This is a genomic window from candidate division WOR-3 bacterium, from assembly GCA_016934535.1.
GTDB lineage: Bacteria > SDB-A > SDB-A > SDB-A > SDB-A > JAFGIG01.
In genome coordinates this window covers 34,089-48,059 of record JAFGSQ010000002.1, presented here as the reverse complement: position 1 = coordinate 48,059, position 13,971 = coordinate 34,089, and the positions used below count along the sequence as shown (strand labels likewise).

The 13,971-nt window shown below is 42.4% G+C and carries 11 protein-coding genes; 5 read left to right on the top strand and 6 right to left on the bottom strand.

The features are described from left to right. Positions 1–35: 35 nt before the first annotated feature. Complete coding sequence (locus tag JXL83_00250; protein ID MBN2362543.1) at positions 36–644, top strand: TetR/AcrR family transcriptional regulator; 609 nt, start codon at positions 36–38, stop codon at positions 642–644. 105 nt (positions 645–749) lie between these two features. Beyond that, complete coding sequence (locus JXL83_00245) at positions 750–1,499, top strand: hypothetical protein (GenBank protein MBN2362542.1); 750 nt, start codon at positions 750–752, stop codon at positions 1,497–1,499. Between the two features lie 5 nt (positions 1,500–1,504). Here the strand turns inward: JXL83_00245 and JXL83_00240 are convergent, their stop codons facing one another. Further along, positions 1,505–2,920 (bottom strand): DEAD/DEAH box helicase, encoded by a 1,416-nt coding sequence (locus tag JXL83_00240; GenBank protein MBN2362541.1) that lies wholly within the window; start codon positions 2,918–2,920, stop codon positions 1,505–1,507. A gap of 103 nt (positions 2,921–3,023) precedes the next feature. On the opposite strand from JXL83_00240, the gene JXL83_00235 reads away from it, so the two are divergent. Beyond that, positions 3,024–6,533: a PAS domain S-box protein gene (locus JXL83_00235; GenBank protein MBN2362540.1), complete on the top strand. Its 3,510-nt coding sequence runs from the start codon at positions 3,024–3,026 to the stop codon at positions 6,531–6,533. Between the two features lie 48 nt (positions 6,534–6,581). Here JXL83_00235 and JXL83_00230 read toward each other — a convergent pair whose 3' ends face one another. Further along, a complete protein-coding gene (locus JXL83_00230; GenBank protein MBN2362539.1) occupies positions 6,582–9,098 on the bottom strand; it encodes a hypothetical protein in 2,517 nt (838 codons plus the stop codon). 167 nt (positions 9,099–9,265) lie between these two features. Beyond that, positions 9,266–9,730, bottom strand: a complete 465-nt coding sequence (locus JXL83_00225) for a hypothetical protein (GenBank protein ID MBN2362538.1) — start codon at positions 9,728–9,730, stop codon at positions 9,266–9,268. A 118-nt stretch (positions 9,731–9,848) separates the two neighbouring features. Between JXL83_00225 and JXL83_00220 the strand changes: the two genes are divergently transcribed. Further along, the gene (locus JXL83_00220; protein ID MBN2362537.1) at positions 9,849–10,973 is read left to right on the top strand and encodes an ROK family protein; all 1,125 of its coding nucleotides are present in this window, start codon (positions 9,849–9,851) and stop codon (positions 10,971–10,973) included. Here JXL83_00220 and nifU read toward each other — a convergent pair. Genes nifU through JXL83_00205 form a run of 3 tightly spaced genes read right to left on the bottom strand, consistent with a single transcriptional unit; the run spans position 10,968 to position 13,228 of the window. Continuing rightward, on the bottom strand, positions 10,968–11,345 hold the full coding sequence (gene nifU, locus JXL83_00215; GenBank protein MBN2362536.1) for a Fe-S cluster assembly scaffold protein NifU: 378 nt from the start codon (positions 11,343–11,345) through the stop codon (positions 10,968–10,970). The genes JXL83_00220 and nifU overlap by 6 nt on opposite strands. Before the next feature lie 31 nt (positions 11,346–11,376). Then, positions 11,377–12,531, bottom strand: a complete 1,155-nt coding sequence (locus tag JXL83_00210; GenBank protein ID MBN2362535.1) for a cysteine desulfurase — start codon at positions 12,529–12,531, stop codon at positions 11,377–11,379. A gap of 49 nt (positions 12,532–12,580) precedes the next feature. After that, on the bottom strand, positions 12,581–13,228 hold the full coding sequence (locus JXL83_00205; protein ID MBN2362534.1) for a class I SAM-dependent methyltransferase: 648 nt from the start codon (positions 13,226–13,228) through the stop codon (positions 12,581–12,583). 124 nt (positions 13,229–13,352) lie between these two features. On the opposite strand from JXL83_00205, the gene JXL83_00200 reads away from it, so the two are divergent. Beyond that, a complete protein-coding gene (locus JXL83_00200; GenBank protein ID MBN2362533.1) occupies positions 13,353–13,961 on the top strand; it encodes a TetR/AcrR family transcriptional regulator in 609 nt (202 codons plus the stop codon). Positions 13,962–13,971: the final 10 nt, after the last annotated feature.

The following is a 13,971-nucleotide window of genomic DNA, read 5'->3' as shown; positions in this document are numbered from 1 at the left end:
TTTTTTTTTTTGTAATATCTGATTGAGGTAAAAGAATGAACAAAAAAGACATACGAAAAAAAAGGACTGTTGATTTTTTCGTGTCAGCTGCTTGTCAGATAATAGAAGATGAGGGCTTGAGCGCGTTGAGCGTGAGAAAAGTTGCCGATTTGGCCGGTTATCATTACGCAACCCTGTATTCTTATTTCAAAGATATATATGAGCTTAAATTTCTTGCGGCTTTGAAGTTTATGGATGATATCTATGTTTATATATCTAATTTCACAAAAGATGTCGAGTTTGAATCTCCCCTCGCACACTATCAGCAAATTAGAAAAGCCGTCTCATATTTTGCTTTTGAACATCAGGACGCATACAGACTTATCAATTTCACGTACTTTGGAGACAACACGCCTGAAGTGATTTCGAAACTTATAGAATCGAAGGCGTCTTTGCTGGAAGGTGAAGTGTTTCGTAAAACAGCCGAACAATTCGGAATTTCAAAAAAGAGAGCCGAACTTTTAAACATAATTATCAGGTCAATATTTCACAGTTATTTCACCGGTTTTTCTGAAAAAAGATTTCAGAAAGATAAAGACGAAGTAATTAAAATATACATGCTTGAGATAAAAGAGTTGTTCGAAATATTCAAACGCGCTTCATGAAAATTAACAGATGATTGCAAGCCTTTTATGAATTTAATGTTTGCAATATTATAGTTATTTTAATAAAATAGCGGATAAGTTAATATTTACGAAAGGAGCAGAGAGATGAACAGGCTGATTGTTGCATTGTGTGCTATTTTGATGATCACTGCTGTTGTCACGACAGGCTGCAGTTTGAAACCCGCAAAACCCGCGGCAGACACGACTTCGACAGACACGACTGAAGTCGAAGTAGAAGTATTTGTCAAACTTGACAAAGATCAATACGAACCAGACGAAATAATAACGGTTAAATACAGCGCTCTTGAGGAATACGATGACAACGCGTGGATAGGCCTGATACCGTCTGAAGTTCCCCACGGCGACGAGGAAGAAAACGACGAATACGATCTTCAATACCATTTGATTGGATCTGATCTCACCGGAGAAGTCACTTTTGTGGCTCCGACAGAACCCGGTCTCTACGACATAAGAATGTTCACGAGCGATTTTGAAGGCGTTGAAGCGACCTACGTTTCTTTTGAAGTTTTTGATGAAGACGCCGGTGAACCTGTAATCGCGGTACTTGATCTCGATGAATATGAATTTGGACCTGGTGATGAGATAGAGTTAGACTTCAGCGTTTCAAGAGAACTCGACCCTTCCGCATGGATCGGAATTATCCCTTCTGAAGTCGCTCACGGCGATGAAGATGAATGCGATAAATACGACGTCGATTACGAATATCTTCCTGGCAAGCTTGAAGGCACATTGATTTTTAACGCGCCCGACGAACCCGGATCCTACGACTTCAGGCTTTTTGACGGTGACGATTACGGAAAAGAACTGACCAGCGTGACGTTCACGGTTAAATAAGATTTTTATTGTTTGGCCCGTTCGGATTCTATTCGAACGGGCCTTTTAAGCAAATTTTCAATTTTTCTGTAAAAACGTTCTCTTTTTCTGAACTGGTTTTCATAGTATTCCACGCCTGAATCCCTGAAATCGTAAATTGTTTTATTGTCATCGCCGCGGAGAATTCTGCCTATGTACTGAAACAGTTTTCCGTCAAAGGCAAGAGGGAAGGCGAGAAACAGACAATCTAGAGAAAGAACATCCGCGCCTTCTCCGAAAAATTGTCCCGTAGTCATAATAATTTGATAGTCGCCGGATTTTATTTTTTCCGTTTTATAAGTTCTGCTCCTGGCCGAATCGTCTCCTGTTATATTCACGCAGTCATATTTGCTTGAAATAAACATGTTCAAGGCTTCAATGTGCTCTTTTCTTTCCGTTATCAATATCACTTTTTTACCATCTTCAAGCTCTTGATTCATTCTTTCAAGAATCGTCCTGTTTCTGGTTGTGTCGAAAATAAGTGTCTTGTTCAGGAGATTTATGTCACCTGTTTTTAAGTCAAAAGGAACGGAAAAACAGGTAGATATTATTTTTATATATATTTCTCCTTTTGAATTAACATTCTCCCTCAATGATGATTCACTGTCTTTTGACATGTCGTGTATTATGTCCCCAATAAATATGAAAATCGCTTTTTCGTCTTTATTCTTCCTTACAGGCGTAGCTGTCAATCCGTAAATATACAGGGGATTGAGCTTGACTACAGCTTTTCTGAAAGTTTTTGCCGGTATGTGGTGGCATTCATCTACAAACACAGTTCCGAAAATGTTTTTTATATCATTGGGTTTGATTTTGGAAAGCGTTTGCAACGTCGTCAACGTTATTCTTTCCCCTATTCTCATCTTTTTCGATGTTATGAAGCCTATGTCTTTCTTGGGTATTTTCAAAAAAGATTGTATTCTGTCGGACCATTGATCGTGAAGCTGCCTTCTGTGAACCAGAACGAGAGCAGGAAAGGATTTTTGTTTGATTATCTTCAGGGCAATCACGGTTTTACCGGAACCCGGAGGAGCGACTATTATGCCGCAATCATTTTTCATGGCGCTTTCAAGCGCTTTGTTCTGGTGTTTTAAAAGAATAATGTCTGAAGGAAAAATGATTTTATTCGGAACATGTCTTTTATCCGAGGTCAGAAATGAAATCGAATTTTTCGAAAGATAACGTGTCAATTCCGGTAAAAATCCTCTTGGCACGACAATTTTATTATCTGTCAATCTGAAAAAAGTTTGAACGCTTTTATAGCCCCAAAGGCTTTTTCCCATTTTTTTTCGAATAAAATATTCGTTGTTCGGTATCGTGAGGTGTTTTTTTATATAAGGGATTAGAAAATCGTGCTCTTCGAAATTCTCGATTTCGATGACGTTTGATACTGATATTTTCATATATCATTATAATTCCGGCGGATTCAAAATACAATTATAAACAAGGATTGATTATTATGATTTATGGCAATATACTAATAGAAAAAAGGATAACAGGCAGGTTATGTCTTTTAATCTGAGTGAAGAAAATCTTTTTTCCATAATAAAAAGCAAAACAGGTATATTATTCTGGGTTGTCTCGTTCAGAGACGGAGAATACTACTACGATATGGTAAATGAAAATTTTGCCGATGTTGAAAACCAGCCCCCATCTCATTATGAAGGTAAAAAAGTTAAAGATCTTCACGATCCCGGTCAATACACCGCTATAGAAAAATCTCTGCAAAAAGCCAAAGCCCTGGGCGGCAACGAATACGAAATAATGTTCGTCAAAGATGGTAAACAGAGGCATTTTCATATCAAAATAATGTTTTTCGCAACCGAAAACGAAGACAACTACATTGCAATCGGCAACGAAATAACCGAGTTCAAAGAAATTCAAAAAAGACTCGAAAAAGAAGAGATCAAGATAAAAGAAATATTAAACAGCCTGAACAATCCAGTCTTGGCGACTGACGACGATTATAATCTCATATATTTCAACAAAGCTTACTGTAAACTAATCGGCAGAAAGGAAGAAGAGCTGGAAAAGAAGAATCTGTACCAGCTTTTTCCTGATTTTAAAAAATCAAAAGCCTTTGCTTCATACATCAATTCTATTGAAAAAGGTACAGCGGTCAGCGGTGAGGAGGAATTCGGCGATAAACACCTGTCATATACTGTTCGCAGAACAAAAGAAGGCAATCTCGTTGTAGCAGAAGATGTGACGATGAAAAAGAAAGCGGAAAACGACCTCAAAAGAGAAAGAGACGCATATCACGCGCTTGTCGAATCGTCCTCAAATTCAACAAACGTGATCGATCTTTGTTCTTTGTTCCTGGAAAAATTTGTGACTATACTCGACCTGGACAGGGGATCGGTGCGGCTTGTGGACGAAAAAAAGGAAAAGCTCGATCTTGTTTCGACGTTCGGCTTCTGTCCGGATGAAGAAATTGATCAGAAAAAGCCGAGACTTTTGGCAGAAAAAAGCCACATAACAACATATGTTGCCGAAACGAAAATCCCGGTCTTCGCTCCGGATCTCGAAAGACACTTTCTGTACGGGATGTTTTCGGAATCGATTGTTAAAAAAGGAATGAAATCGCTTTTTTCATGGCCCCTGACCAACGACTTCGGCGCAGTTTTCGGTGTCATGCATTTGATTGGAAAGGAAAAAAAGCGTTTCGAGGAAAAAGACAAGATATTCTTTGAAAACACTGCCGGACTGTTCTCGGAAATTCTTGAAAAGAAGATTTCTCAGGAAAAACTGTCGGAAAGCGAAAAGAACATAAGAACTTTGCAGGAAAATATCCAAATTGGTCTTTTCAGAACCGACATTGAGGGAAATATTGTCTCGGCGAATCATGCGTTCGTAAAAATGTTCGGTTACAGAGATTTCAGCGAAATTGAGAAAATTAATGCTTTGGATCTCTACGCACTCCCCGCCGACAGAGCGAATCTCATCGATCTTCACGGTAAAAATGACTCTGTGATGGACTTTGAAATTCCGATGAAAAAAAAGGGCGGAGAGATAATTTGGTGCCTGGCAAAAGAAAAACACATAAAATCGGAAGACGGCAGAATCTTGTATATAGACGGATCCATCGAAGACATAACATTCAAAAAAGACGCCCAAAAAGCGCTTGAAGAAAGCAGGGAAAGATACAGGCTTTTATTCGAAAGCGCGGACGACGCCATATTTATGATGAAAGATCATCTTTTTATAGACTGTAATCAAAAAGCATGTGAGATGTTTCGTCTCCCAAAAGATGTTCTGGTGGGGAAAAAACCTTTCGAGACTTCACCCGAATTTCAGACAGACGGTACGAGGTCCAGGGAAAAAGCTATTGCGTATATGGAAAAAGCCATGTCAGGCTTTCCTCAAAGGTTCGATTGGATACATAAAAGAGGCGACGAATCGGTTTTTGATGCCGAGGTTTCATTGAACAGATTTACTTCGGGAAACAACATCTACTTACAGGCTATAGTCAGGGATTTCACAGAAATGAATAAATATATAAACGCTCTGAAAAACTCCGAAGAAAAATTCAGACATTTTATGGAATTGGCGCCCGATATACTTTTCAGACTGAATCTTAAAGAAAACAAGTTCGAGTTATTGTCACCTTCAATTGAGAACGTTTTGGGGTACCCTCTTTCCGAAGCTTTTGAAGACCCGAAAAAATTCCTGTTTTCTATGATCCGTGAAGAAGACAAGGAAGAAGTGATAAAAGCAATCTCCGAGGTATACGATCCAAAAAATGAAAAAGATTTTATGGAAATCCGCTTCAAGGCAGTGAAATCCGACGGCAGCGTCCTGTGTTTCAGAGCTACCGTGAGGTTTGAAAGAAAAGGGGAAGAGATTCTGAGGGCAAACGGGATATTGAGCGATCAGACACATCAGATGAAAATGGAAGAAGAACTCATGAAAATAGAAAAGCTCGAGTCCGTAGGGATTCTCGCGGGAGGAATAGCACACGACTTCAACAACATTCTGACGGGAGTTTTGGGCAACATATCGTTGTCCCGCGTTTACCTGGATCAAAACAGCGAAGCATGGAAACTGCTGGAAGAAGCGGAAACAGCGGCGATAAGGGCAAAAAACCTTACGAGACAACTTCTCACTTTTTCAAAAGGCGGACAACCGATAAAAAAAGCAATGAACCTTGCGGAAATATTGACAGACACAGGGATTTTTGCGACGAGAGGTTCAAGTTGCCGATGCGAATTCGAATTATCCGAAGAAGTATTTCCCGTTGATATTGACGAAGGACAAATAGTCCAGGTCCTCAACAACATTATTATTAATGCGATTCAAGCCATGCCAAAAGGAGGCGTCATAAAAATTTCGGCATCAAATCTGCACATAGACGAAGATTTGGCGCTGCCGGTTTCGATCGGGAATTATGTAATCATATCCCTTGCTGATTCGGGTCCGGGAATAGAAGAGGATGACCTTTCAAGGATATTCGATCCGTTTTTTACTACAAAAGATTCAGGAAGCGGTCTGGGTCTCACTACGGCATATTCAATAGTCAAAAACCACGGCGGTTTCATTGAAGCGCTTTCAAAACGGGGTGAAGGAACTACTTTCAGGATTTATCTTCCCGCAAGCCGGAATAAACCGGTTCGTGAAGAAAATCAATCCAGACCTGAAAAAGGAAAAGGCAGAATTCTGGTCATGGACGACGAAGAACTCGTTGTCAATGTTCTGTCCGACATGCTTTGTTATCTCGGGTATGAAGTTGACTCCGCTCCAAACGGAAACGCAGCCTTGAAGAAATACGCCGACGCTCTTCTTGCGGGTCGCCGTTATGGAGCTGTCATTATGGACCTGACGATACAGGGAGGAGGCATGGGCGGCAGGGACGCAGTCGGCGAAATTCTCAAAATTGATCCAAATGCGGTCGTTTATGTTTCGAGCGGTTATTCAGACGATCCCGTCATTTCTAATTATAAAAAGTACGGTTTCAGCGGTTTTCTTATAAAACCCTACAGTTTGATAGAACTGAGCAAACTTCTGAAGTCGAAATAAATCTGTTTCAGGAAAAGCCATAATTCAGAATAGTATATATTTTTGACTTCACCTCAACGCCGTGAATTTGACAGCTGTTTCTTTTGAGCCTAGAGTCAAAATGGCAAAGTATGTGCCCGAAGAGATTTCTCTTCCCGTTTCATCGCTAAAATCCCAGAAGAATTCATTGCCTGATCTGGCCGGTCCTTCATAAACGGTATTTACGCGTCTTCCCAAGACGTCATAAATTTTAATCGAAATTTGACCAGTATTCGCGCCGGATATCCTGAAAAAAATACCCGCGAATGTCTGAAAGACGGAAAAACCTGTGATTGTCGGCACTTCTGGAATCTCCTCCTCGACGCCGACGTTCAATTCCATGTAATTTAGAATTCTGGAAAATAAAGTGTCGACAGGAGCGTAACCCGGAATCGTAGATACTATTCCTTCGAAACCGAATCCCGCGAAGACGCATTTTCCAGGGTTTTCTTTTCTAATCATGGATGTTTGTTCAGGGTTGGTCTGATACCTGAAGCATTCCGAAACACCGCTTATGACAGCAAGCATATCCTGGGACGTCTGGTTTGAAGTAGCGAGTAAAAGATTCTCTCCTATCGGATCTGAAGCCATACCGGTCTGAAAATGATTGGCCGTGTTGCCTTGCCACGAGACGCCGAGGAAATCCGAGAGAAAAGAGGTGCCGGACAGTTCTTCTGCTATGCTCTGTCCGTAAATGAGGATTTTTCCGGAGCCGTTAAAGTAATCGACGATGTCCGTCTGATCCTGTGCGGTGAGAGTTCCGCTGGAAACTCCGCCCGTCAGCCATATTATCATTTCGTACGAGGAAAGAAGATTGTCTGCAACGGGGAAAGAATCCCTGCAGATGTATTCGTAACAGACACCGAGATTTTCAAGGCTTTGAAGACATGCGCCTTCAGTGGAATTGCCTCCGTCGTCATCGACGACGAGTACAGGATGTCTTCCGATAAATAAATCAAACGTGTCGCAGATGACTCTCCCGGAGGAAGAATCGTTCATGTAAAGAGCAATCTGCGCCTGATGAGGGGTGAATGAAGCGGCCGCATCGACAGTAAAAGTAAAAGCCGGATCAAGCGTGTCGCCTGCAGGAATTGAAGGACAGGAAGAATTCGCGGTAGAAACAAATAGAGAACTGTCCAGTGATGCGAGTGTCGCGTTTACTGAATATGCGTTTTGAGCGTCCGGTAGATTGAATACGGAAAATGTAATGTCGGCGGTTTCACTCGGGTCTATTCTTCCGTTGTTATTGCCGGATGCATCCAAGACGGAAAAATCCGTTACATATAAAAAAGGACCGGGAGTTTTCAGCGACAGAGTCGGGTCGCCGAAAAGTGTCATTCCGTAATGCCACGCTTTTTCTGTGTTCGTGAAGCCGTTTGATGCTATGTGCTGATACCAGGCAAGATAAGCTTCGCCCATGTTCTGTCCCTGTCCAAGAGGGGTGTAAAAATAACCGAATTCTAGCATGCTTCCCGTTTTTGTAGAGCCCACGGCTTCAAGGCCGAAAGGAGTTTTAATCACATACATGCCGCCCATGAAGTTGTTTTCGATGAATCTTGTGTTCGAGCATGCGAATAAATTATAAAAGAGCCCGAGAGGTTTTAATCCTGGCAATTCTGATCCGTACATGTCCGCCCATGAAGCTCCCCCCTGAACTTTAAATGAATGATGCATGTAAGAAGAATGGCAAAAGATGCCGACCCATTCATAAGTGGACGACAAATATTTCTTGTAATTTACGGGATTGGTTGTGTCTATCTGGGAAACCGACGTGACATTCAGATAAGCCGATTGCATGTTGGAGCTGAATTCTCCAGCCCAATAAGCCCAGTCGTCGTCTACGTAACTCAAACCTCTTGAAACGGACTGAAACGAGTCTGTCCTGTAAAGGTGAGATCTCCGAAGATATACTTTTGCCAGTGAATCTTCATCGCCTAGGGAAGAAAGGTAGAGCCGGCCCACCCAGATTTCGGGGGAAGTGTTGCCTGTGTGAAAATCCAGAATACCATCGGGTCCGGGTGATAAAAAAAGATTTGGGTTAACCCATAGAGATTCATCCGCCCATGTGCCGTCAAGTTCCATGTAAAAAAGGTCGCATGGAAATTCTTCGTAACTTTCCGGACCGGAGCCCCAGTCATCAATCATCTGGAACCAGGCGACCGGAACATTCCCTATGAAATATGCGCCGACTAGATCCTGCGGAAACTTCGAGATCAGAAAATCTCTAAGCGAAACGCAAGCTCCAAGAGTCTGAACGCCGCGAACCGTATCAACTGAAACAGAGTATCCTTCAGACTGCAAGTCGGACGCCAGAACGGATATCTCGGCGGTCAGGGACTGGTATAATGATGATTCGACAATAATTTCGATGAGGTCGGCTCCAGGAGAAAACTGTTGGAAAACATTTGCCGGAGAGAGGTGATTTTCAGCGGGAAAAGCTGAAGACCATTCGGCAAAGGAGGTGGGTTTTTCCGAACCCACCCAACGGGTTACCGGAATACCCGACATATTCGACAGCAAAAGTAGAAATAAAGGGATACAAGGCATAAGGATTACCTCCGTTAGATTTGCCGCTATTACTACCGTTCTTATATGAAATCAACAGATTTTCAACAAAAAGATGAAACTTATAAAAACCCGACTGACGAAACCTTGGTCCGATAATTTTCAAAAAGACAGGCGCAATGCGTCTTTTATGCCGTTAAACGGAAGGATCAGAAAAAATACCTGAAGCCGACGCCGCCGTCCAGGTCAACGTCCGTTTCAGGGACGATGTTTATAACAGGCGCAATCTCCCCGTAAATCTCTATCGGCACCTGTTCAAACATATACGCGAGACCCATCGGTATGCGAAATCCTATCTTTGTGTCGTCGTGTCTGGGAAAGTAAAATCTTCCTCCAACGCCTATGAAAACAGGCGCTTTTCCTGACTGCACCCTGAACAGATCATAGTAGTAAAAGACGTGATCGATGTGGATATAAAAAGCCTCGAAAGAATTGTCGTCGAAAACCGACCATGCTATGGCGGCGTTCAATGAATTGACGGGGGAGAGCCAGTATTTTGCAGTAAATCCTGTCGGTTCGCCGACTACTATTCCAAGCCCGAATCTTTTTGACTGACCAAACAAGGTTCCGGCGAATACTATCAGTACAAGGGAGCAGATAACGATTTTTTTCAATTTGAACTCCTTTTTGGCTTTTGGTAATTATATTTATTTCAGGGTTGCACGACAAGCTGGTTTTGAAATTTTAAGGTGAACCGTTTGCCAGATAAATTTCCGACGCATATAATAGGACGTGGATTTCAGCGAAGTAAAAGATTACCAAGGTGACGGCAGAATGATCCTGACCCTTGACGCCGGAGGGACTAATTTCGCCTTCCAGGCTTTAAAAGGTGAAAAAAGTATAATTGACCCGGTATTTCTGCCTTCTAACGGGAAAGACCTGGCGCTTTGCCTGAAAACAATAGTTGAAGGATTCAGAATCGCCTCTGAAAAAGTTAACGAATGTCCAAATGCGATAAGCTTCGGTTTTCCCGGTCCCGCAGACTACGAGAAAGGCGTGATATACGAACTCGTCAACTTGCCGGCTTTCAAAGAACCATTTCCACTCAAAGCCTTTCTCGAAGAAGAATTCGGTGTCCCTGTATTTATAAATAATGACGCTGACATGTTCGCCTTGGGTGAGTTTGTTTACGGTCTCACCAGGAAGATAAATTCCGAGTTTAAAATAAGAGGATCCAAAAGAGTCACAAAGAACCTGATAGCGGCGACTTTCGGAACAGGAATGGGAGGTGGTTTAATCGTCGGAGGCAGACTTTTCAGAGGAGACAACTGTGCTCAGGGTGAAATTAACAGGATGAGAAACAGGTTTTTCTATAATTCCTGCGCGGAAGATTCGGTTTCGTCAAGGGGTATAATAAAAGCGTTTTCCGATGAAGCGAAAATCCCGTCCGGAGAAATTGTCGACGTGAAAAAAATCGCATCTTACGCGAGAGACCCTTTTTCGCCGTTTCACGAACAGGCAAAAAGCGCGTTTTATAAATTTGCGCGTTCGGCGGCCGACGCTCTCGCCGACTCTGTTTGCCTAATCGACGGACTCGTGGTTTTGGGCGGCGGAATTTCATTTGCTCACGATGTTTTTCTTGAAAAGCTTGTTGAAGAAATGAATACGCCTTTCGACAGCATACACGGAGGAAAGATACCGAGAACGGAAACCGGGATTTTCAATCTTGAAAAACGCGACGAACTTGAGATTTATCTCGAAGGTAAAAGAATAACACTCACAGTACCGGGCTCCTCAAAAAAAGTGTCGGTGGACACACTCAGGGGAACAGGCGTAGGAATAACCAAACTCGGAACGGAAAGAGCGGCAGCTCTCGGCGCTTACGTCTATGCGCTTAGTACCTTGGACGGATCATAGACCGTTTTTTGATTTGTAGTCGTCTATGGCCGCTTTTATTGCCTGTTCGGCGAGTACGGAACAGTGGACTTTCGCAGGAGGAAGACCTTCGAGTTCTGAAATGACTGATTTGTTTGTCAGTTTCAGCGCTTCTTCGAGAGTTTTGTTTTTAATAAGTTCCGTTGTCATGGAAGAAGAAGCAATGGCGGCCACGCATCCGAAAGTTTCAAAACGGCAGTCCGTTATCAACCCGTCCCTGACCTTAATATAGATCGTCATTATGTCGCCGCAAACCGGATTGCCGACGGTTCCGATTCCGTCTGCGTCAGGAATGGAACCCATGTTCCTCGGATTTTTAAAATGATCGATCACTTTTTCGCTGTATTGAGGCATGTGAGCTCCTTATATTTTTCTGAAAAACGGTTTACTTTTTTGATAGAGGAGACATTTTTCTCAGCTTTTCGACAGCACTTTTCAAAGATAAAAGGGTCGCGTCGACATCTTCCTGTGTGTTATGTCTGCCGAAACTGAAACGCACGCTGCCGTGAGCGTCTACGTGATCCCTGCCCATCGCGAGAAGAACATGAGAGGGATCGAGGGACTCCGAAGAACAAGCGGAGCCCGTGGACGCTTCAATACCGTCAATTTCGAGCAAAGTCGTCAGGCTCTCCCCTTCGACGAACCTGAAAGAAACGTTCAACGTGTTGTAAAGGGAATTTTCGGCAGGCGTGTTTATTATGACATCCGGGATGTTTTCATTGATTTTTTTCAGTAGGTCGTCCCGCAGACACCCTATATTTTTTTTGTCTTCCTGCATTCTTTCCCGGGCTATCTCGGCAGCTTTTCCAATGCCTACAATACCTGCGACGTTTTCGGTTCCGGCTCTCAGTTTATATTCGTGAGATCCGCCGTGTATGAGTGAATGAATCCGGACTCCTTTTTTGATGTAGAGGGCGCCGGTTCCTTTTGGTCCGTATATTTTATGTCCGGAAAGAGAAAGCATAGAAACAGGCGTTTTTTTTACATCAAAAGGGATTTTTCCGAAGGCCTGGACCGCGTCCGTGTGAAAAAGTACGCTTTTATCAGAGGCAATTTCGGCCAGTTCCTGAACGGGTTGTATAGCTCCCGTTTCATTGTTTGCTGTCATGATTGAAGCAAGTATGGTGTCGTCTCTGACGGCTTTATCAAAATCGGAGGGCGAAACAAAGCAATTTTCGTCAACAGGCAGAACAGTTACCGAAAAGCCCAGTTTTTCGAGAAATTTACATGTATTTAATACCGCTTTGTGTTCAATGGAAGAAGTAATAAGGTGTTTGCCTTTTTCGGAAAGAAAAAGTGCGGCTCCCAAAATAGCCTGATTTGCCGATTCTGTGCCTCCTGAAGTGAAAATTACTTCAGACGGATCGCAATTCAGAAGATCGGCGATTATGGAGCGGGAACGCTCAATTCTCTGTTTGACAATGTAAGCCGACTCGTAAGAGGAAGAGGGATTTTGATAAATTTCCGAAAAATATGGCAACATCTCTTCCAGCACTGACGGATCGACGGGAGTAGTGGCATTGTTGTCGAGGTATATCACCTGTACAGCGCCTTTCTTGAAAAGCGGGCGTTCTTGAACCTTTTGATCTTCAGATCTTTTTTGCCAGGACTTTTTTCATTCCGCTTTTCGTCTCTTCGATATCAACCAGAGCGAATCCTTCTTTGAAAAAAGTCTCGATTTTCTTGCTGTCGCGCAGAAAAAGGATCTTCCCTTTGTCTGGTCCGTCGTGCAGAATGAAAGTGCCGTCGCTTTTAAAGTCGAATTTATGCTTCGTGGGTATAGGTTCCTCGGGAAGAAAATTCATGAACAAATAACCGTTTTTTATGAGCAGTCGGTTTAATTCCTGAACAATCGTCGTCACTTCGCTGTCGTTGAAATAGTTTATCGAGTCTATCATGGTCGCCCCGTTGAAGACGTTTTTAGGAAGGTTTATTGTGAATGACTGGGATATTTCGGCAAATTCAAGCGAGATGTCATTCTGTTTGGCTCTCAAAGTCGTTATATGTATGGCTTCCGGAGAAGTTTCTGTCACTATGACTCTGTTGTTCATCTGGGAAAGATAAACCGAATACATACCAGTTCCGCAGAGAAAATCGAGGATCCTGCGTTCTTTGTAAATTTCCATTTCGTTGAGAAAAAGGGACAGAAAATCGCTCTTGGGCTGATTCTGAAGCTCGTATTTCAAAGCCTCTTTGTCCTGAATCAAACGCTTGAAAGTCTCGTCCCTGAAATTCATGCAAGAAAGATAAAACAGGAAGGCGAAATAGTCAAACGTTTTTTCAAAACTTGTACTTGACAAAGCACTTTGCCGGGTGTATTTTTTTGCGATTTATGACTGAACAGTCAGTCAGGAACATAACATGGACAAACAGACAAAAATAATCAAATCAGCATTGAAAGTGCTTTCGAAGAAATACTTCGGAGAAGTGACCCTGGAAGAAATTGCCCGTGAGGCAGGATTGGCCAAGGGAACTTTATATCTCTATTTCAAGGACAAAGAGGATCTTTATCTTAAATGCGTTCTTTTCATTATTGACGCCATGAAAAATATTATTGTTGAAAAGTATGACGAAGAGGATAAATTCTTTATTACCTGCGATATAATATTGAAAGCATCCGTCGGTCTTTTCAAAAAAAATCCCGAGTTTTCGGGTCTGGCTTTCATACTTCACAATCCCGGTTTGCTCAAAAACAGACAAAAATTCTTCGACGAGATTTTTTTGAGAAAAGTTGAGTTCTTCGATTTTCTAAAAAGCCTTGTAGAAAAAGGCAAAAAAGAGGGTTCTGTCAGAAAAAACCTGGACACGGAAGAAACGGCTTTCATTTTCATGAGTTTGTATTACGATCTCATATTCAGAACCATGTCCCCGAGAATTATAAAGAATAAAAAAACAGCGGGTGATAAATCAATCAAAACCGCACTTGACATTTTCAAAAACGGAGTCCTCGAGAGACCCTGTCAGCGTTAAAGGAGGAAAA